The organism is Desulfovibrio cuneatus DSM 11391, assembly GCF_000430005.1.
Classification (GTDB): Bacteria; Desulfobacterota; Desulfovibrionia; order Desulfovibrionales; family Desulfovibrionaceae; genus Frigididesulfovibrio; species Frigididesulfovibrio cuneatus.
In genome coordinates this window covers 1-20,343 of record NZ_AUCY01000047.1, presented here as the reverse complement: position 1 = coordinate 20,343, position 20,343 = coordinate 1, and the positions used below count along the sequence as shown (strand labels likewise).

Sequence of the window (20,343 nt, the reverse complement as noted above, 5' to 3'; positions counted from 1 at the left end):
GGCCCCCGGATAGTTGGCGGTGCAGGGCAACGAGCAAATATACATATGACTATATATGAAGGCCAGGGCGCTGGCAATGGGTAAGGAATTGGGCTATCGCGGCGTCTTCGCCGCACCTTATAGGTAATTTTCAGAGCCTCCCCCACCCTACGCGCGCTTTGCTGCGCCCGCCCACTCATGCGGAGTGCGGTAGTTTAGGTGTCGCTTTCCTATACTGTAGCTATTACCTTTTGTGGCACAGTATTTTCTCGCAACAAGTAACCGATAAGCGCCCCTTCGCCCTCGCTTGGCACGGTGTTTTTCCGCGCGAATATATTTGTGTAGCGTACGAGTCTTCGAGTGAGCGGAACAAATCTACTGAGCGCGGGCCGTAACCTACCGGGGTCACGGGGGGCAACCCCGTGGGTGTGGGGTTGTTAGGGGGCCGCACAAGGGCCCCCTAACCCAAGCGGAGCGGCAAACAAAACAAGAAACAACAGGCTGACGCGGCGGCACGCCGCAAAACCTCCCGCGCCACCCCCTCTTACAACAAAAAGGCAGGGGGAACACTCTCCCCCTGCCTTTATTCTTCTCTTCTCTCTAATCACCAAACTTACTCGCTATAAAACTCCTGCAAGCTGCACACGTTCAACCCTCTGGCTCTTGCCCCGGCAATGGCCTGCGCCATTACCTTGGCTCCGTCCAGGGTAGTGCTGTATGGCACGCCGTACAGCAATGTGCTTTGCCGGATGGCGCGAGAATCCTGCACCGTCAACTTACCGGAAGCTGTGTTAATAACCAGTGCAATTTCATTGTTTTTGATCTGGTCCACAATGTTTGGTCTGCCTTCATACACTTTCAGCACCGTTTCCACAGGGAAGCCTGCTTCGCGCAGCAACTTCGCCGTGCCGGAAGTGGCCAGCAGAATAAACCCAAGTTCGTGGAACTTCTTGGCCACAGGCGCAATGTGGGCTTTGTCCCGTTCATTCACGGAAATAAACACCTTGCCTTCCTTGGGCAAACGCACCCCGGCTGCAAGCTGGCTTTTGAGGAATGCTTCGTCAAAGTCATTGCTTACGCCCATCACTTCCCCGGTGGAGCGCATTTCAGGTCCAAGCAGAATATCCACACCCGGGAAGCGGTTAAAGGGGAATACCGCTTCTTTAACGGAGAAGTAGCTGCGCTTTTTGGCCCCAGCCAGTGCGCCCTCAGCAGTTACCCCTGGCAGCACGTCATGCAGGGTTTTGCCCAGCATAATTTGGGTGGCAAGGCTGGGCAGGGGCACCCCTGTGGCCTTGGAAACAAACGGTACTGTGCGCGAAGCACGGGGGTTTACTTCCAAAATGTACACCAGACCGTCTTTAATGGCGAACTGAATGTTCATAAGCCCCACAACGCGCAGTTCTTTTGCCAGCACAATGGCTTGGCGGGCAATTTCTGCCTGGATGGCAGGGGAAAGGGTGTGCGGGGGCAATACGCAGGCAGAGTCGCCGGAGTGAATGCCCGCTTCTTCAATGTGTTCCATAATCCCGGCAACATACACCTCGTTACCATCGGAAAGGGCGTCCACATCCACTTCCGTGGCGTGTTCAAGGAACTTATCGATAAGTATGGGGTGTTCCGGCATGGTGCTGCCCACCACATCGGCAAAGTAGGTGCGCATTTGCTCGTCGTCATACACCACACGCATGGAACGCCCACCCAGCACATAGGAAGGCCGCACCATAACCGGGTAATGCACTTGGCTGGCAGCGTGCAGGGCTTCTTCCACCGTCAGGGCCACAGCGTTGGCTGGCTGGCGCAGGTTCAGCTTTTGCAGCAAGGCCTGGAAGCGTTCCCTGTCTTCTGCCCTGTCAATGGCGTCGGGTGTTGTGCCAATAATGGGCACGCCAGCCCGCATTAGGGGCACAGCCAGGTTCAGTGGGGTTTGCCCGCCAAACTGCACAATCACACCGTCCGGGTTTTCGCGCTCCACAATGTTCATCACATCTTCAAAGGTCAGGGGCTCAAAGTAGAGCCTGTCGGATGTGTCAAAGTCGGTGGAAACCGTTTCCGGGTTGGAGTTCACCATAATAGAGGTAACGCCCACATCGCGCATGGCAAAGGCCGCGTGGCAGCAGCAGTAGTCAAACTCTACCCCTTGGCCGATGCGGTTGGGGCCGCCCCCCAGAATAATTACTTTTTTACCAGCCTCAGGGGTGGGCTGTGCCCTGTCTTGCCTGTAGCTGGAGTAATAGTAGGCGCTGGCGCCCCCTTCTTTTTTGCGGGCGTAGGTTGTTACAGCTTCCATGGCAGGCAGAATACCCAGGGATTTGCGCAGGGTACGCACGTCGGCTGCCGGGCGCTTCCACATGGCGGCAAGCTGGGCGTCGGAAAAGCCCTTGCGTTTTGCTTCCACCATCAGCGCTTGCAGTTCCGGGTTGGTGGCATCCATGGAGTTTGCCAGGGCAAAGCCCTTCAGCTTGTCTTCCATAACCACCAGTTCCTGCAATTGGCCCAGGAACCAGGGATCTATGAAGGAAGCTTCGTTGATTTCCTCAATGCTCATGCCTGCCCGCATGGCGTCACGCAGGGCAAAAACACGCTGGGAATTGGGCTTGCGCAGCAGGGGCACAATGTCTTTGCGGTCTGGCACGGCATTGCCAAAATTGGCACACCACCCGGCAGCACCCACTTCCAGTGAACGCAGGCCCTTTTGCAGGGCTTCCTGGAACGTGGCCCCAAGGCTCAAGGCTTCCCCTACGCTACGCATGGAGGTAGTAAGCTCGTCTTTAGCTCCGGCAAACTTTTCAAAAGCAAAGCGTGGCACCTTCACCACCACATAATCGCTGCCAGGAACATAGTCTGCCAGGGTGCGGTTGTCGCCGCACAGGTTCAGCTCGCTCAGGGAATAACCCACGGCCAGCATGGCAGCCACCCGCGCAATGGGGAACCCGGTGGCCTTGGAAGCCAGGGCAGAAGAGCGCGAAACGCGGGGGTTCATTTCAATAACCATCAATTCGCCGGTTTGCGGGTGCATGGCGTATTGCACGTTAGCACCGCCCACCATGTTCACCGCGCGCATAATATCTTTGGAAGCCTGAATAACCTTTTCAATTTCTTCAGGCGAAAGGGTCATGGCAGGGGCCACGGCAATGGAGTCGCCCGTGTGCACGCCCATGGGGTCAAAGTTTTCAATGGTGCACACAATAATGCAGGTGTCTGTCCGGTCGCGAATAATTTCTATTTCAATTTCTTTCCAGCCCAGCACGCTGCGCTCAACCAGCACTTCGTGCTTCATGCTGGCGGCAAGGCCAGCAGCGCCGATTTCTTCCAGGTCGTCACGGTTGTAAGCAATGCCGCCTCCTGCCCCGCCCAGGGTAAATGCAGGGCGCATAATGATGGGGAAGGGAATGGTTGCGGCTGCGGCCCGTACTTCATCCATATTGCGGGCAATAATGGACTCCGGCATTTTCAGGCCAATGCTGTCCATGCAGTCGCGGAACAGTTCACGGCTTTCTGCCGTAGCAATGGTGTGGCTGTCTGCCCCAATAAGCGCTACCCCACATTCTTCCAGCAGCCCGCTTTCCGCCAGGTTCAAGGCGGTGTTCAGGCCTGTTTGCCCCCCCATGGTGGGCAGCAGGGCATCTGGTCGCTCTTTGCGAATAATGGCAGCGACTGTTTCTGGCTCAATAGGCTCAATATACGTCCTGTCTGCCAACTCAGGGTCTGTCATAATGGTTGCGGGGTTTGAGTTAATCAGAATTACCTCATACCCCTCTTCTTTCAGGGCTTTTACCGCCTGGGTGCCTGAATAATCGAACTCTGCGCCCTGCCCGATAACAATGGGCCCGGAGCCAATGACCATGATGCGCTTGAAATCTGTTCTCTTGGGCATAACAAAACCTTTAGGCTATACGTTACCACCACACACCCGAAGCCGTACAAATAGCAGTGGATGCGACTCGAACAACAAAAAAAGACAGAGTGGCTCGTCCACTCTGTCTTTTTCCGTGAATAAATACGTACACCCTTGTGTACCAAGTTGCTTTTTCCTGGGCGAGCGTACTGTTGCATTGCCAGGTGTTTGCCACTGCAAGGGCGCTTGTTGTCACGGCTGGTTTGCCGTGTCCGAGCGATTTTTTATAGCCCCTCTGGCGGCAATTTGGCAAGAACAATAATCAGCCCAGCGTTTTTTTACTTCATGCCGCCAGCACCTTGACTGTTGCGGCAAAGAGATATACCAATAGAAATAGCCCAAAATGAACACACCATTTGGGCATTTTACGCTGGGGGAGCCGGGCATGCACTGCATGGGACGGCTGAGAGTGGAGTATTCCTTACCCCTTGAACCTGACGCAGATAATGCTGCCGTAGGAAAGCTGAGCGCACCACAAGGGGTACGCGTATATGCACCTTCGGGGGCTGTCGTCAGGCAGCCCCCTTTTTTTATTGGGAAACGTCCATTTCTTGCGTTTGGCGGTGTTGCTTCACCCTAAAGCCGACGGCAGTCGCGAGCGTAGCGAGCCGTGGAGCGAAGGCGGAGGGCGAAGGCGGCTTTACCGCCGAAGCACCACCACGAAGCCCGAGCGGAAAAGAAGGAGATTCATACATGCAGACACAAAAAGCGCACACTTTAGAACTTATAGTCAACGGGCAGCCGCACACCTGTGCTGCCCCCACAACCCTGGCACAACTGGTAAGTACCCTGGCCCCGGCAAGCGGCGCGCTGGTGGTGGAACGCAACGGGCACATTATTGCGCAGGAAGCATGGGCCACATGCAGCCTGGAAGCGGGTGATGTGCTGGAACTTATTCATTTTGTAGGAGGAGGTTGATATGACCCACCCAGAGCACACACCTATGGCTGCGGATCAGAATATGACCCCGGCAAATTCCCACACTCCCACCCCCCCGGCCGACGACGCCCTGATTATTGGTGGGGAACGCCTGCACAGCCGCCTGTTTATTGGCACTGGCAAGTACGGGGCAGACGCCCTTATCCCCCAGGTGGCAGCAGCTTCCGGCGCGCAGGTCATAACCGTTGCCCTGCGCCGGGTGGATATGAGCGGGGCACAGGCCGGTATTTTCCAGCACATTCCAAAGCACATGCGCCTGTTGCCCAACACTTCCGGCGCGCGCACAGCGGAAGAAGCCGTGCGCATTGCCCGCCTTGCCAAAGCTGCCGGGTGCGGCAACTGGATTAAAATTGAAATTATCCGCGACGCCCGCCACCTGCTGCCAGACGGCTACGCCACAGCAAAAGCTACTGAAATACTTGCAGCAGAAGGGTTTGTGGTGCTCCCCTACATGAACCCCGATTTGTACGTGGCCCGCGACCTTGTAAGCGCCGGGGCTGCTGCGGTTATGCCCCTTGGTTCCCCCATTGGTAGCAACCGCGGGCTGGCAACGCGGGAAATGATCGGCATTTTGCTGGAAGAAATAGCCCTGCCCATTATTGTGGATGCAGGCATAGGCCGCCCTTCCCAGGCGTGCGAGGCCATGGAAATGGGAGCCGCAGCCTGCCTTGTGAACACCGCCATTGCCGTGGCAGGCAACCCTGTGGGCATGGCAAAAGCCTTTGGCACTGCCGTGGCAGCAGGCCGCGCCGCTTACTGCGCGGGCGTGGGCCGGGTGCTGCATGAAGGGTCTGCGGCTTCCTCACCCCAGGAAGAAAGCCTGACAGGCTTTTTACACAGCCCTGCCAAAGAATAAGGAACGCACCATGGCACAGCCACCGAAGCAGGTACAGGAACAAGCACACAATACGCCAATTCCCGGTTTTTATGCCGTGCTCAAGCAGGCAGAAGCAACCTTGCCCCCCCAATGGTTTACGCAGTACACCCCGCAGCAGGTGGCAGCCGCCTTGCACGAATCGCCCTTAAGCCTGGAGGGATTCAAGGCGCTGCTCTCCCCTGCGGCAGAGCCATTTTTGGAGCAAATGGCCCGCAAGGCAAAAACGCTCACCCAACAGCATTTTGGCCGGGCTGTGCAGTTTTTCACGCCTTTATATCTTGCCAACCACTGCACTAACCGTTGCCTGTATTGCGGGTTCAGCACCAAGCGGCGCATTGCCCGGCACATGCTTACCCCCCAGCAGGTGGAAGCGGAAGCACAGGCCATTCATGCTACAGGGCTGCGCAGTGTGCTGGCCTTAACGGGCGACGCCCCCGGCCTGACAGGGGCACCCTACCTTGCGGACTGTGTTGGTATTCTGGCCCGCTACTTCCCTGCCATTGGCATTGAAGTGCCCCCCATGCACACAGCAGAATACCGCACCGTGGTGGCTGCCGGGGCCAGCAGCATGACGTTGTTTCAGGAAACGTACAACGAAGCGCTATATGCCCACCTGCACCCTGCCGGGCCAAAGCGCGACTACATGTTCCGCCTGGGGGCACCGGAGCGCGCCCTGCAGGCAGGCATGCGCCAGGTAACCCTTGGGGCCCTGCTGGGGCTGGAAGCATGGCAAGACGACTTGCTGCGCCTTGTGCTGCACGTGCGCTACATGCAGCAGCACTTCCCGGAAGCGGAAATAAGCGTTTCCCTGCCGCGCCTGCGCCCCTGCACAGAACCGGCTGAAGGCAATGCCGCCTTCACCACCACCCCGGTTACAGACGCCGCCTTTGTGCAGATTATAACCGCCCTGCGCTGCTTTTTACCGCAAGTAGGCATTACCCTTTCCAGCCGGGAAGCACCCCACCTGCGCGAATGCCTGCTGCCCCTTGGGGTGACCAAACTCTCTGCCGGGGTTTCCACCCGCGTGGGGGGGCATACCCTGGAAGAGAACGGCGAAAATACCCCCCAGTTTGCCATTGCTGATGAGCGCAGCGTGGAAGAAATGATGCAGGCCGTGGAAGCACAAGGCTACCAACCCATACTGGCCGACTGGCTATTGGCTCTAGAAAAAGCCCCGCTTCCCAAGGCCGTATGCACAGCCCTTGGGAACATGAATGAAGTTTCTTGACTTTTCTATGGGGAGGCAGAGCCTCCACAAGTAAAGTGCATTAATTTCTCTTGTACAAAAGCCTCAGTATAGGAAACTGCAACATGAAACATAACCACCACACCGCTCCCCCCAACGCCTTGCAGGAAGGGTTAGCCAAGCACCTTTCCCCTGCCCAGCGTGCCCGGCTTGCGGCTGCAAAAGTTGGCATTGCAGGCTGCGGTGGGCTTGGTTCCAACGTGGCAGCCATGCTGGTGCGCAGCGGGGTGGGGGCGTTGGTGCTGGCAGATGACGACACCGTAGAGCCTTCCAACCTTAACAGGCAGATGTTCTGGCCTGCCCATGTGGGCACATTGAAAGTGGAAGCCCTGGCAGAACAGCTAGCCCTGCTGGCCCCAGGCGTGCAGCTTACTCCAGTGCCCCAGCGGCTTACACAGGACAATACCGCCGTTGTGTTTACAGGCTGCACCGTGGTGGTGGAAGCCCTGGACAAGCCAGAAGCAAAAGCAATGTGTTACACAGCGCTACGCCACAGCGGTGCATTTTACGTGGGGGCTTCCGGGCTGGGGGGCTGGGGTGGCCCGCCCCTGGAAGCACGCCGCCTGGGCAGCCGCGCCATTATGGTGGGGGACTTTACCACCCCGGCAGAAGGGGCAACCCCGCCCATGGCCCCAAGGGTCACCTGGGCAGCGGCTATGCAAGCGGATGCCGTGCTTCATTACCTATTGGGGGACGCTGTCCCCCAATCCCCCTGCAAGGGACGTGACGCCCCTTGACCCGCACATCCACACATATACAAGGAACCTCTATGCAACGCACATTCCCCACTACTGATATTTACGCAATAACTGACAACAACCTTTCCTTAGGGCGCAGCCTGGAACACGTGGTAAGCGCCTTACTACGGGCCGGGGTGCGCATTGTGCAATACCGGGAAAAAGACAAAGACGCAGGCATTATGCTGGAAGAATGCCGCCTGCTGCGCCGCCTGACACAGGAAGCAGGCGCGTGCTTTATTGTGAACGACCATGTGGACATTGCCCTGCTGGTGGATGCCGACGGCGTGCACGTGGGGCAGGAAGATTTGCCCGTGGCAGCAGTGCGCAGTTTGGTGGGGGCAGAGCGCATTATTGGCGTTTCCACCCACGGGCCAAACCAGTTGGCCCAGGCCATTGCCCAGGGGGCAAACTATGTGGGCGTTGGACCGGTGTTTGCCACCAACACCAAAAAGAACGTGTGCGCCCCGGTGGGGCTGGACTATGTGCGCCATGCCGCCAAGCACAGCAGCATTCCCTTTGTGGCCATTGGGGGCATTAAGGAACACAACGTGGCAAGCGTTGTCGCTGCTGGGGCCACCTGCTGCTGCCTTGTTTCCGAACTGGTAGGGGCAGACACTATTGAAGAAAAAGTGGCGCACGTGCGGGCAACCATGGCCCAGGCTGACAAATAACGTCATGTGCACCGTGCCACAATAGTGCCCAATACGATGTTTCCCCATGAGCACTTTGTTAAGGAAACGCTGATTTATTCCGTTTGGCGTTGTTATGCCCATAAAGCCGACGGCAGTCGCGAGCGTTAGCGAGCTGTAGAGTGAGGGCGGAGGGTGCGGGTGGCTTTGCTGCCCGCACATTTACCCGAAGGTTGTAAAGGGAGTTGCGCTGCCCTTTTACCCAACAACTGAAATCAGAAGCCCCGGCCTGCTACGCCACTAAATTGCGCGCAGCAAGCCGGATCTTGGCACAACGGAAGAAATGCCAAAAGGAATAACAGTTGGGGTTAGGCAAAAAAAGAGGCAGGCTAAAAAACAGAAAGGGGGAAATTTTCAGGGGCAGGGAAAGAACAAACAAAAACGTCTACAAAGATTGTGCAAATGCCTCAAGGTCCACGGGGTTCGCCTCCAGGGCCGTGGCAAACTGCACCCCCAACTGCTGTTGGTACACCCAGGCCACACACCCGGAAACAGGCCGGGAACCACAAAAAGGCAAATGCAGTATTTGAGCAAGTAGCCCCTGTAATGCCGAGGGGTTTGGAAACTGAGGCGGCAGGGCAACCTGAAGCCCCCCAGAGCTGACGTCCATAAGAATAGCACTAACCGGGTCTAACCCCGGAAACTGAAGTTCTATAAAATAGGGCAGGTCTAAGGCAATGCGGGTATGGCCTCTGCGTTCCATGTACGCTCCTTTACAGTGATTTTGTTACTATGGCGTGTAAACTTCGCACTGTCAATACTCTGTAGTGCATGGCATACATGCCTGTACGTGCTTATCCCTTTGGGGGAAAAGGCAAAAAAACATCACCGTTCCAGACAATTTGCGCGTTGATTATTGTAACACCGTACTTTGGGGAAGCGTTCCATACACCTGCTCAATGGCAGCAATTTCTGCCACAATGTTGCCATACACATCCATCAATTCCGCATCAAACTGCCTAAGCGGTTCTACAATGGCTTGGGCCTCCTGCAGCAAGGCCAGGGCTTCACGCACTGCTTCTTCCATGTGCGCGGTTCGGGCCGCGTTATACAGCCCCTGCCCCAGCAGCACCTGCAAAGCCTGGGGGCAGGCCGGGGTGGCAAGGGCACGCAATTCTTTCAGCAACATGCCACTGGCAGGGGCAGTGCCCCCGGCTTTGGGCACATAGGCAAGGCCATTCACCAGGCCTTTTACCAGTTCTTCCTGCAAGGCAGGGGTTGGGCAGACCTGTGCAAGGCTGCGCAACTCTTCCAACAACAGGAAAAAACCATGGTCTTGCTCTGCCGGAGAGACAATGTGTATTGCACTGCCCGCAGAAAACGTTTGAGAAGCCTGGGGCAGCATGGTCATGCCTGCCACAACCCGGCCATGGCCTTGCTGGGCAAGGTGGCAGGCCTGCATGCTTACAAGCCCTTCAGCCAGAGCGCCTTGCACCACAGGGGTGGGAAAGCGCCCTGCAAGCACACGCAGTTCCTGCAACAGGCCCTTGGCAACAGCCATGTAGCCCTGCATGCACGGCCCAGCCATGGCAGCCGTTAGCCCATGGGCATATTGCGCCGCCACCTGCGCATCATTATGCTTACGGCACAGGGCAGCCAGTTCATGCAGCAGGGCTTCTGCCGCCTGCGGCCCTGCATGGCCTGTAAGCATTTTGCGGGGTAAGGCCTGTGTCATACCGTGAACTGGTTCTTGCACACTGTGTTTTTCTGCTTCCAGTGTGGCACACAACCCGTTACACAGCATTTTTGCAAATTCTTCTAGCACGCCCGGCTCAGCATGTTTGTGGGCAAGGCCACGCAGTTCCTGCATTACCTGTTCCATGCCCAGGGCTTCGCCTGCAATGCTATAGGCATTATAGGTAGCCAGCAGGGTACTTGCCAGGGAAGCGCGCAGGGCGGCCTCATCGTGCTGCTGCACCAATTGCCGCAATTCTTGCAGGCAATAGCGCGTTCCCAATGGATTTCTGTTTTGCAAGGCATCGTTGTTTATGCTGAAAAGGGCACTGCCCAGGGCTGCCCGCACCTCCGGGTCGTTGTGGGCGGTGGCCAGGGCTTCCAGTTCCTTCACATAGGCAATAGCAATGGCCGTTTCCCCTGCAAGGCTGTAGGAATAAATAGCATTATAAAGCCCGCGGGCCAGCAATACCCGCACTTCTGGTGTGCCACGCCCTTTTGCAAGGGCACGCAACCCTGCCAGGCAGGCCAGCGCAGGCTGGGTGTTTTCACGGGCAAAGTGGTCATACTGGGCATTGAACAGGCCGCTGGCAAGGGCCTTGTGTACCTTGGGGTTATCGTACTGCTGCGAAAGCTGTTGCAATTCATCCAGTAATTCTTCCACCCCCATGTGGTCGTCGGCAAGGCTCCTGTCGCTTACCATTTCAAACACGCCTTCAGCCAGCTCCAGCAGCAGCGCAGTGCCCCCCTGCTGCTGGAACAGGCTGCGCAATTCCTGCAAACAGTGCTGCGCTATTTCTGCTTCCCCCACATACAGGTGGGTACACAGGGCCTGAAACAGGGCACCCCCCAACGCTTCATACGCCTTTTGTTCCCCATGGGCAGCAGCCAGTTCACGCAGTTCTTGCAGCAACGCATTCACGGCAGGCACGTGGGCCTTTTCACGGGCGGCAAGCACAGCCTGCACAAGGCCCTGGGCCAGGGCTTCCCTGCTTTGCGTGCAAGGGTGTTGCTGTGCCCGCAGGCGCAACGCATCCAGTTCAGTCAATTTGGGGGCCATACACCACTCCTTATTCCACACAACATACGTAATTCACGCAGAAAACAGAATACATCTTACCGCAAGCAGCGGTTTTTGTCATGTGCTTCGGCCTGTTGAAATTCCTGCCGGAGGAATGCAAAACGCCCCCGCACGGGTTACCATGCGGGGGCAAATTAAGGCCTTAGCAACCTCAAAACCCATTGATTAAGGAAAGTTTGGAAACGCTAAGTTTTTCGTTTGGCAAGGCACAAGATTTTTTTGAAGCAGGAGTGACAATTCCGCAGGAAAGCGGAATTGGAAACCGTCCGCAGGGCGGGAGCCGAAGGCCGAGGCCCAGGACGGGCCGAGTCAACTCTTCTGTCCTCGACTGTTTCCTTTATCCACTCGGGCTTCGGGTAAATGTGCGGGCAGCAAAGCCACCCGCACCCTCCGCCCTCACTCCACAGCTCGCTAACGCTCGCGACTGCTGTCGGCTTTATGGGCATAACATAGCCAAACGGAATAAATCAGCGTTTCCAAGAAGCTACAGGCTTTCGGCGTACACTTCCATAACATGCTTCACAGCAATGTTATCGTGGTTGTGGGAAAGCATGTCCATCATTTGCATCATGCAGGCAGGGCAGCCTGCGGCGGCAACCTGTGCACCGGATTGCACAATGTTGTCGCGCTTGCGCTGGCCAATGGTTTTGGAAAGGTCGTAATGCTTCAGGGTGAAGCTGCCGCCGGAACCGCAGCAGCGGTCGGCTTCGGCCATTTCCACAAACTCATAGTTGCTGTTGCTTTGCAGCAGCTTACGCGGCTGCGCCGCCACACCCAGCGACTTTTTCAGGTGGCAGGAATCGTGGTAGGTAATCTTTTTCCCGCCGGTTTGGGCTTCGGGCAAAGTGACCTTGAGCACATCCACCACAAACGCCGTCACGTCCATAATTTTATGGTGCAGGCGGTTAATGGCTTCACGCTGGTCTGCTGGCAAGGAATCTGCCATAAGCGGCCAGATTTCCTTAAGAGTTGCCGTGCAGGTGCCACAAGGGGTGACCAAGTAGTCAAAATTCCCTTGGGCCAGTTTTGCCAGGTTGGCGGTGACCAGCTTGTCGTAAGCGGTTCTGTCGCCTGAGGCAAGGGCAGGAATGCCGCAGCAGGCAAGGTTTTTGGGCATGAACACCCCAACCCCATGGTGCTGGAACACTTTCAGGCAGGCTTCCCCCACATTGGGGAACATTTTGTCTGTAACGCAGCCAGGGAAAAAGGCCACGCGCAGCCCGCTTTTACCGGCGGGAATGTCCAGGGAGGCATACTTTTGGTGCAGGGGTGCCTTGGCAAGTTTAGGGAAGTGCCTGTCGCCAATAATGCTGTTGAACAGCGGCGCGCAGGAAGTGCCCACCACGTTGCTGGCATCTTTCACAAACAGGCCCTGGAACTTGGAGCCCATGTCCAGCAGGCTGTTGAACAGCCCAGGCTGTTGCAGCACACCGCGGAAAATGGCGCGCTCCACAAGGTTAAAGCCCTGGTACGTTCCCAAAATAGCCCTGGCCCGCAGGAAGATATCCATAATCTTCACGCCGGAAGGGCAGTTGGCTTGGCACGAACCGCACAATAGGCAGCGGTTCAGTTTTTCACTCACGCCCTGGGGGTTTTCCACCAGTTCAGCAGCTAGGTTTTCCAAAAGGGCAATTTTACCACGGGTAACGTCCCCTTCCTGAAACGTGGCCCCGTATACAGGGCACACAGCCTGGCACATGCCACAGCGCATGCACCCCACAAGGTTATCGTCCAGCTCTTGCAGCATGGAAACTAGTTGTTTTACGTCTGCCATGCTCCCCCCTACAGGACTTTTTTGCCTGCGTTAAACAGGTATTTGGGGTCAAGGGCGCGGCGCAGGTTTTTAGAAAAATCCACCGTGGCCTTGTTGGTTTCTTTTTCCATCCACTTGGCTTTGGCAATGCCAATGCCGTGCTCACCGGAAAGCGTGCCTTGCAGCTTCAGGGCCACGTCAAAAATTTCATCCACCGCAGCTTCCACACGCTTAAATTCTTCTTTGTCGCGGCGGTCACACATAATGGTGGGGTGCAGGTTGCCGTCGCCAGCGTGGCCAAAGGTGCCAATGCGCAGCGCGTATTTTTTGGCAATGTCATTAACCGCAGCAACCATGGCCGGAATTTGGGAACGGGGTACTGTGGCATCTTCCAGCACGGTGGTGGGCTTTGCACGGGCAAGGGAAGGCAGGGCCGCACGGCGGGCTTCCCACAGCTTGTTTTTGTGGGCAGCGTCTTTTGCCATATCCACGCTGCGGGCACCGCACTTTTGGCAAATGGCTACCACTTCTGCGGCGTCATCTTCCACCATTTGCACGTGCCCACCGTCTACTTCAATAAGCAGAATAGCGGCGGCATCCACAGGCAGGCCAGCCTTGGTGGCAGCTTCCACTGTTTCCAGGGTTACCTGGTCCAAAAATTCCAAGGTGCAGGGCACAATGTGGGCGGCAATAATGCCTGCCACAGCTTCAGAAGCCTGATTGATGTCGTCAAAAATAGCCATCATGGCCTTGGAAGCTTTTGGGGGGGGCACAAGCTTCACAATGAGTTCAGCAAACACACCCAGGGTGCCTTCGGAAGAAACCATCATGCCGGGCATGTTGTAGCCAGTAACGCATTTTACAGTGCGGGAACCGCTTTTAATGAGATTACCGTTGTAATCCACAAATTCCATGCCCATAAGGTAGTCTTTGGTCACGCCGTATTTCAGCGCGCGAAGGCCCCCTGCGTTACAGGCCACGTTGCCACCAAGGGTGGAAACAGCCTGGGAACCTGGGTCTGGCGGGTACAGGAGATTTTTTTGGGCCACGGTGGCGGCAAACTGGGCCGTTACCACGCCCGGTTCCACAACGGCGTACAGGTCTTGCTCGTTAATTTCCAGAATGCGGTTGAGGCGGTTGGTCAAAATAACAATGGCATTTCCTTCCGCACTGGGAATGGTGCAGCCAGAAAGGTTGGTGCCAGAACCGCGCACGGTAATGGGCATATCGTTTTCATAGGCCAGCTTCACCACTTTACAAAGCTGTTCCTTATCTGTTGGGGCGACCACTATGGCAGGCATTACAGGCTCAAGCACAGCGGCATCATAGGAATAGGCCATCCGCTCAGCTTCACTCACGAAGACATTCTGTTCTGAAACGATGCTCTGGAACTCTTTAACAAGAGCGGCACTTACTTTTGTCATAAACGAACCTCAAGGCTATGGGGTTGTAAAAAGAACATACTCGTACCAAACCTTCCTCGCTGGAAGGTATACCGCAGCAATAGACAAGGCACACAGCAGGTATAGAACCATCGTACAACTGCGTTTTACTGCGGGCATTGCCTAACAGCACAAAGATGCCAGGTAGGGCGCAATGCCACAAGAAAATGACACTGCCCCCTGCCAGGCAAAAAAATGCAATGTGCCACAAAGCTCAACAGAAAGCGTTGTGACACACCAAGTTACTTCATTTTGCTCACTAAAAGTTCAGCGAGGTGCTGCACTTTTACCTTGCTGCCGCGCTTTTCTGCGCCGCCGCGAATTTGCATCACGCAGCCAGGGCAGTCTGTTACCAGCACGCTTGCACCGGAAGCTTCCATATTATCCAGTTTCCGCTTCAAAGTAGCCGAAGACATTTCCGGGAACTTGATGGAATAAGAGCCACCAAACCCGCAGCACACATCTTCTTCCGCGCTGGGCTTATAGTCTGCCGCAGCCGCAATAAGGTCACGTGGCTGCTTGGTTACCCCAAGCCCACGGCACAGGTGGCACGGGGCGTGGTAGGTTACCGCTTCCTGCCCTTTTTTGAAGTCATCTTCCGTGTAGCCCAGCACGTCGTGCAACAGGCTGGAAAAATCAGTCATTTTATCCACCATTTGCTGCACGGCAACCTGTTCGGAAGGTTGTCCTTTCAATAGGCTGGGGTAGCTGTGCTTGATGTGCGAAGAGCAGGAAGCGCACATGGAAACAATGTAATCGTACTTGGCCACATCAAAGGCATGCACGTTCATTTGGGCCACGTCTTCCGCTGCCTTGCGTTCACCCATCATTTGCACAGGCAAGCCGCAGCAGGACTGCCCCATGGGGAATTCCAGGGCAGCGCCCTTGGCCTGCATCAGCTTTGCCGCTGCCACAAGCTGTTCCGGGTAAATAAAGTCCTGGGCGCACCCGGCAAACAGGGCCACGCGCAGTTTGGGCTGCACAGGGTTATTCCTTTTTACCTCATCCCATATGTCGCGGAAGGGCTTTGGCGCAAGGGCCGGCAAGGCACGGAATTCCTGCCCGCGCATGAACATTTGGGGCAGGTGGCGTAAATAGGGGGTGTTGCCTGTAATGGGCTTTTGGGCATAGCGCCCAAAGCGCAGCAGGGTGTGGAACAGCTTGCGGTTGGCAAGCACTTTGCCCAGCAGGGTAGATTCTATGGGGGCGCCCTCTTCTTCATTCAGGCGGGCACGTATTTCTTGAATAATGGCGGGCAGGTCGATGCCTGCGGCGCAAATGTCTTTGCAGGCCCCGCAGTTAATGCAGTTTTGTATCAACTGCTTGGCCTTTTCCCGCCCGTGGAAAAAGTAGGTAAGAATAAGGCCAACGGCCCCAATGTAAATGTGACCCATTTGGTGGCCGCCCACCAGGCGGTACACAGGGCACACGTTGGCGCAAGCGCCGCAGCGCACGCAGCGCAGCACTTCACCGCACACCGGGTCTTTGGCAAGGGCACTTCTGCCATTATCCAGAAACACAATGTGCATTATTTTTTTATCTTCCGGGTTGCCCTTGCATTCATTGGCCCCGGTCACCATGTTCACATAGCTGGTAATGGCCTGCCCGGTAGCGTTACGGGGCAGAATTTTTACCACTTTCAGGGCGTCATTCAGGCTGGCGGCCAGTTTGTCCAGCCCGCAAATGGCAACGTGTACCCGCGGTAAGGTCATGGTAAGGCGGGCGTTGCCTTCATTGCAGCATATGCCAATGGTGCCGGAATCGGCCAGGGCAAAGTTTGCCCCGGTTACGCCCATGTCTGCTTCGGCAAAATAGCGGCGCAGTTGCCTTCTGGCAACCTTCACCAGTTTCTGAATGTCGTCGCTTTGCTGTTCCTTGGTGACGGAGGTAAACAGCTCTGCCACCTGGTGGCGGGAAAGGTGAATGGCAGGCATAACCATGTGGGTTGGCCCTTCATGGCGCATCTGAATAATCCATTCCCCAAGGTCTGTTTCCACCACCTCAAAACCGGCATCTTCCAGCACATGGTTCAGCAGGGTTTCTTCTGCTGTCATGGACTTGGATTTAATAATTCTTTTGCAGTTATTTTCCTTGGCAATGCTGGCAATCAGTTCGTTTGCTTCCTGCGCAGTGCGGGCAAGGTGCACATGCACCCCATTTTTTTCTGCATTGGCTTTAAATTCGGCAAAAAGGGCTTCCTGGTTTTGAATGGCAGCATCTTTGGCGGCTGCCACTTCAGCAATCATGGCTTTGCGGTCTAACCCGGCAAAAACGTTGTTCACGTTGCTTTTATAGGCCACGGCAAACTTGTCCATGGCGGTGCGGAGGAATTCGTTATCCAGGGCCTCTTGCAGTTCCTTACGGTATTCTTTCAAATTCGATGCTGTTTGCATGGCGAAATTCCTGTAGAAGAAGTTATGGATGCACTCATCAGCTTGTTGGAAACGCTCAGTTTTTTGTTTGGCAAGGCACGAACTTTTTTTCAGGTGGGTGCTGGACTCTTCGGTCCTGCCCCGCGTGAAAAAACAGAGAGTAACGTAGCCAAACGGAATAACTCAGCGTTTCTGTAAAAGGTCTTCCGGCGGGGCTGCCTGAAAAAAGAGCGCCCAAGGCCGAAGGAGAAAAAAATGAGCCGTTTACTTGCCCTGCCGCATCGGCAAGGCACACTTATTTTATGCTTCTAATAGCAGCACGTGCAACTGCAACGGACCGTGCACCCCAAGGGCAAGCACCCGTTCAATGTCTGCCGTGCGGCTGGCCCCGGAAATAAAGCTAATGAACCGCGGGCCCTTCTTTTGCAACGCTTCAATGGCCTGTTCCACATCAAACGACGATTGCTGCAAAACAGACTTGGGCAACACCATCACGTGGTCTTCGCACAGCATGGAAGCAAGGCGCACTTCTTCATCGGAACAATCCAGCACACAGGTGGCGGTTTCCGCAATGCCCATGGTGGCCATGGTCACGCTTACATCCAGCCCGGCCACAAAATTCCGCAAACCACAAGAAATAACAAGTATTCCTTCTTTTTCCCCAAGTTTTTGCAAGGCCTTCAGGTCTTCTTCCGCAAGGCCGGGCGCAGCAATAACCTTTTGTGCATCACCCAGGTCTGCTGGTTTGGCAGCCACAGTGGTGGAATTCACCCCTTTGGGCAACAGGTTTTGGTACGGTTCCTTTTCTTTACACAAATGCAGTGCATATGAGAAAACATCTGCCATGCTGGCAACTTCAGTTACGCTAATGCTTACAGCGTTGGCCTTTTCCATAAAAAGCGACGCAAGGGGGGTTGCAGTCATAAAGCACTATCCTTGAGAAAAAGTGAATGAAAACCTGAAAGGGGGTTAGCCACCGCTACATGCCAATGCGCAAAACACGCACCCAAAAGAACTGGGCCGCAAACAAATGCATGTGGCCTTGCGCAGAAAACAGTAAAACCTATGGGCTGCATCATTTTTCTGCTCTATCCTTCCAAGGTTGCCCTTGGGGGGAATTGTACTTGATTCCCTCTGCGAACACAAGAACCAGAAATTCCTTCTTAAAATACCGACTATTTTAAATCGCATTGGCAGCCTACTCCCTGCCCCCCATAGCTAAGAAATTTTTTTATATCTACACGCCCCTGCCCGCCTGCCCTTGCCACCAAGTAACAGGCCCAAAAAAAGCAGCCCCTGAACAGGAGCTGCTGTAACGTTGCCCACCCTTTGCCCATGGGCAAAGGGTATTGGGTCTATTTCATTTTCTTTCCACCAGAGCCCGCAGTGCTCAGGTGCCAGCCATGCCCACACACCCCAGCCCACAACCGCAGCATGGTGTGTTCCAAAAAACCACCAGGCCGGGCGTAATACAAGGCGTAGCGCAGGCACACATACCCCACAATAAGGGTTGCCACCACTGTTTCTGCTACAGCTAGGGTGCGCAACTGGGCAACATACCGTGCCGCCATGGGGTACGCTTCCAGGTGCAGGGCCACCCTGTACAGGGCGCTTGCCCCCACAGCCATGGGAAAGGTAAAAGCAGCAAACCCCGGGGAAAAAGGCAGGCGCAGCAGTTTGAAAAATGCCAGATAAATAGCGCAGGTCATGAGCAGGGCAAGGCCAAGCAGCACAGCGCACAGCAACAGGGAAGGTTCCGGTTCTATCATGAGGTAGCCAGTAAGGGAAAGGCTGGCCGGGGCAGCCATAATGGCCAGGGTAGGCTTGGCTGCGTCTGCCACTTCCCGCATGAACATGAGCCGGTACACCATAACAGGTAAAAGAAGCGCATATGCCAGCATACCAAAATAGAGCAAAGCCTTTGCCAAGGGGGCATAATGCGGGGCAGGAAAGGTTACCGCTGCCAGAATAATGCCCACAAAGGGCACAAACCAGCTTGGCACCATTTGCTGCAAGTCCAGGGCGCGCAGGCGGTGCCAGCCAAACACCACCATGAACACAAGGTGCAAGGCCACGGCAAACAGCCACATGGCCTGCCCTGCCCCTGCGTGCAGCATGGAAAGTGCCTTGGAAACAAGCATAAGCCCCATGGAAAAAGTGGGTAAAATACTGCCAAGCACGGGGTGGCGCAGCTCTTGCCATATAATGTGCGGGTGCAACGTAAATTTGCTGGCAAGGCACAACAGCAGGCACGAGGCAACAATGGCCCCAAGGCCTTGGCCTACACTGTGCAAGGGCAGGGTATTTTCAAGCCCAAGGCCCAGGCTGGCAATGCCCAGGGCAAGCCCCGCCAAAGGGGTGGGAATGAACGCGCAGTGAGTACGGAAAAATTGCCACATAATATTTCTTCCTGGAACGGTATTTGTGTATAAAAGCGGCATGGGTCGTTGCAGGCGCTGCCAGGCAGGCAACTTGCAATGTGGACCTGATGCATGTGGACATCATGGACGAAAATAAGTATACAGCATATCGAAATAACTTTGACATAGCGTTTAGAATAACTAAACATACGGCGACGACACCCCTCTATTTAAGGCAGTGCGGCAATGAATTTTACCCTCAAGCAATTACAGGTATTTCGTGCGGTGGCCCAGTTTGAAAACCTGGGCAAGGCTGCAGAAACCCTGTTTATGACCAAAGGCGCTGTTTCCCAGGCCTTGCACGAATTGGAACGCCAGTTGGGGGTGCCCCTGTTTGAACGGGTGCACCCGCGCATTCGGCTGAACCACCAAGGGGAACGACTACTGCCACTGGCAGATGAACTGCTGCACCGCAGCCAGGATATTTCCCTGCTGTTTACCGAAGATGCCGCAGGGCGTTTTTTGGAAGTAGGGGCCAGCAAAACCGTTGGGCAATATTTATTGCCAAGCTTGCTGGCAGAATTTGAACGCACCAGCCTGTGGTTGCCAGGGGCGCACATTGCCAACAGCAGCAAAATTTGTGAACTGGTCAGGGCCTTTGCCCTGGACGCTGCCCTGCTGGAAGGGGAAGACCACCACTACCCGGAACTGGTGTTTGAACCGTGGTTGCATGACGACATGGTGGTGGTGGCCCCCAAAGGGCACCCCTTAACCCAAGGGGGGCCGCACCCGCCAGAAGCGTTGCGCGGGCAGCGTTGGGTGTTGCGCGAGCCTAGTTCCGGCACGCGCCGGGCCTTTGATGATAAATTAGCGCCACTGGTGGCCCCGTATTCTGTGGCGCTAACGGTAAGCTCACCCGGTGCGGTGCTGGGCCTGGTGGGGCAAGGGCTTGGGCTTACGTTTACCTCGCAGCTTATGGCAGCGGGGCCGACGTTCCGCAGCCAGTGCGCGTTGGTGCATTTACAATGCGCGTTTCCAAGGGAGCTTTCGCTGTGCTACCACAGGAGGAAACACCACTCCATCAGCATGGATCAGTTTTTGGCATTCTGCCGGAAGTGGAGGCCGGGGGGGAATGAAGTTGTTTGAGACAAGAGGTGGAAGAGCGTAAGTTTGTGCGGCGTGCCGCCGCCATGGATTTAGCACCGTCTTCCCCGCGCAGGCGGGGATCCAGTATTTTCAATGTGATAGCGCGTAAGTTTGTGCGGCGTGCCGCCGCGCCAGCCTGTTGTTTCT

14 protein-coding genes and 1 riboswitch are annotated in these 20,343 nt (G+C 55.7%); of the genes, 6 read left to right on the top strand and 8 right to left on the bottom strand.

The features are described from left to right. Positions 1-592: 592 nt before the first annotated feature. Positions 593-3,856 carry a carbamoyl-phosphate synthase large subunit gene (gene carB / locus G497_RS0111370; protein ID WP_027188231.1) on the bottom strand — a complete coding sequence of 1,088 codons (3,264 nt, stop codon included), beginning with the start codon at positions 3,854-3,856 and terminating at the stop codon, positions 593-595. A 383-nt stretch (positions 3,857-4,239) separates the two neighbouring features. Then, positions 4,240-4,355: riboswitch (TPP riboswitch) on the top strand. A 215-nt stretch (positions 4,356-4,570) separates the two neighbouring features. Here carB and thiS point away from each other — a divergent pair. From thiS to thiE, 5 genes are all read left to right on the top strand, one after another. After that, positions 4,571-4,795, top strand: coding sequence for a sulfur carrier protein ThiS (gene thiS, locus G497_RS0111365; RefSeq protein WP_027188230.1), 225 nt, complete (start codon positions 4,571-4,573; stop codon positions 4,793-4,795). Positions 4,796-4,838: 43 nt separating this feature from the next. Continuing rightward, positions 4,839-5,672 carry a thiazole synthase gene (locus G497_RS0111360; protein WP_051258076.1) on the top strand — a complete coding sequence of 278 codons (834 nt, stop codon included), beginning with the start codon at positions 4,839-4,841 and terminating at the stop codon, positions 5,670-5,672. A 10-nt stretch (positions 5,673-5,682) separates the two neighbouring features. Continuing rightward, positions 5,683-6,921, top strand: a complete 1,239-nt coding sequence (thiH, locus tag G497_RS17945; protein ID WP_084516252.1) for a 2-iminoacetate synthase ThiH — start codon at positions 5,683-5,685, stop codon at positions 6,919-6,921. Positions 6,922-7,004: 83 nt separating this feature from the next. Next, the gene (gene thiF, locus G497_RS0111350; RefSeq protein WP_034637706.1) at positions 7,005-7,676 is read left to right on the top strand and encodes a sulfur carrier protein ThiS adenylyltransferase ThiF; all 672 of its coding nucleotides are present in this window, start codon (positions 7,005-7,007) and stop codon (positions 7,674-7,676) included. Positions 7,677-7,708: 32 nt separating this feature from the next. Next, entirely contained in the window at positions 7,709-8,350 is a 642-nt protein-coding gene (thiE, locus tag G497_RS0111345) for a thiamine phosphate synthase (protein WP_027188227.1), read from the top strand. A gap of 403 nt (positions 8,351-8,753) precedes the next feature. Here the strand turns inward: thiE and G497_RS0111335 are convergent, their stop codons facing one another. The 7 genes from G497_RS0111335 to G497_RS17940 all read right to left on the bottom strand — a co-directional run bounded on the left by G497_RS0111335 (position 8,754) and on the right by G497_RS17940 (position 19,089). Continuing rightward, entirely contained in the window at positions 8,754-9,071 is a 318-nt protein-coding gene (locus G497_RS0111335) for a PilZ domain-containing protein (RefSeq protein ID WP_027188226.1), read from the bottom strand. 150 nt (positions 9,072-9,221) lie between these two features. Beyond that, complete coding sequence (locus G497_RS0111330; RefSeq protein ID WP_027188225.1) at positions 9,222-11,102, bottom strand: hypothetical protein; 1,881 nt, start codon at positions 11,100-11,102, stop codon at positions 9,222-9,224. A 505-nt stretch (positions 11,103-11,607) separates the two neighbouring features. Then, positions 11,608-12,897, bottom strand: coding sequence for a (Fe-S)-binding protein (locus G497_RS0111325; RefSeq protein WP_027188224.1), 1,290 nt, complete (start codon positions 12,895-12,897; stop codon positions 11,608-11,610). A gap of 8 nt (positions 12,898-12,905) precedes the next feature. After that, entirely contained in the window at positions 12,906-14,300 is a 1,395-nt protein-coding gene (locus G497_RS0111320) for an FAD-binding oxidoreductase (protein WP_027188223.1), read from the bottom strand. A 260-nt stretch (positions 14,301-14,560) separates the two neighbouring features. Beyond that, the gene (ldhH, locus tag G497_RS0111315) at positions 14,561-16,711 is read right to left on the bottom strand and encodes an L-lactate dehydrogenase (quinone) large subunit LdhH (RefSeq protein WP_027188222.1); all 2,151 of its coding nucleotides are present in this window, start codon (positions 16,709-16,711) and stop codon (positions 14,561-14,563) included. A gap of 279 nt (positions 16,712-16,990) precedes the next feature. Continuing rightward, positions 16,991-17,614 carry a LutC/YkgG family protein gene (locus G497_RS0111310; RefSeq protein ID WP_027188221.1) on the bottom strand — a complete coding sequence of 208 codons (624 nt, stop codon included), beginning with the start codon at positions 17,612-17,614 and terminating at the stop codon, positions 16,991-16,993. Positions 17,615-18,045: 431 nt separating this feature from the next. Next, positions 18,046-19,089, bottom strand: a complete 1,044-nt coding sequence (locus G497_RS17940; RefSeq protein WP_084516251.1) for a TDT family transporter — start codon at positions 19,087-19,089, stop codon at positions 18,046-18,048. A 207-nt stretch (positions 19,090-19,296) separates the two neighbouring features. Here G497_RS17940 and G497_RS0111295 point away from each other — a divergent pair, with 207 nt between their 5' ends. Beyond that, a complete protein-coding gene (locus G497_RS0111295) occupies positions 19,297-20,196 on the top strand; it encodes a LysR substrate-binding domain-containing protein (protein ID WP_027188220.1) in 900 nt (299 codons plus the stop codon). The last annotated feature ends 147 nt before the right edge of the window (positions 20,197-20,343 follow it).

Coding starts and splice junctions, on each gene's coding strand:
- carB (WP_027188231.1), bottom strand. CDS start 3,856: ATGCCCAAGAGAACAGATTTCAAGCGCATCATGGTCATTGGCTCCGGG.
- G497_RS0111360 (WP_051258076.1), top strand. CDS start 4,839: ATGACCCCGGCAAATTCCCACACTCCCACCCCCCCGGCCGACGACGCC.
- G497_RS0111330 (WP_027188225.1), bottom strand. CDS start 11,102: ATGGCCCCCAAATTGACTGAACTGGATGCGTTGCGCCTGCGGGCACAG.
- G497_RS0111320 (WP_027188223.1), bottom strand. CDS start 14,300: ATGACAAAAGTAAGTGCCGCTCTTGTTAAAGAGTTCCAGAGCATCGTT.
- thiF (WP_034637706.1), top strand. CDS start 7,005: ATGAAACATAACCACCACACCGCTCCCCCCAACGCCTTGCAGGAAGGG.
- G497_RS0111335 (WP_027188226.1), bottom strand. CDS start 9,071: ATGGAACGCAGAGGCCATACCCGCATTGCCTTAGACCTGCCCTATTTT.
- thiH (WP_084516252.1), top strand. CDS start 5,683: ATGGCACAGCCACCGAAGCAGGTACAGGAACAAGCACACAATACGCCA.
- ldhH (WP_027188222.1), bottom strand. CDS start 16,711: ATGCAAACAGCATCGAATTTGAAAGAATACCGTAAGGAACTGCAAGAG.
- G497_RS0111325 (WP_027188224.1), bottom strand. CDS start 12,897: ATGGCAGACGTAAAACAACTAGTTTCCATGCTGCAAGAGCTGGACGAT.
- G497_RS17940 (WP_084516251.1), bottom strand. CDS start 19,089: ATGTGGCAATTTTTCCGTACTCACTGCGCGTTCATTCCCACCCCTTTG.
- thiE (WP_027188227.1), top strand. CDS start 7,709: ATGCAACGCACATTCCCCACTACTGATATTTACGCAATAACTGACAAC.
- thiS (WP_027188230.1), top strand. CDS start 4,571: ATGCAGACACAAAAAGCGCACACTTTAGAACTTATAGTCAACGGGCAG.
- G497_RS0111310 (WP_027188221.1), bottom strand. CDS start 17,614: ATGACTGCAACCCCCCTTGCGTCGCTTTTTATGGAAAAGGCCAACGCT.
- G497_RS0111295 (WP_027188220.1), top strand. CDS start 19,297: ATGAATTTTACCCTCAAGCAATTACAGGTATTTCGTGCGGTGGCCCAG.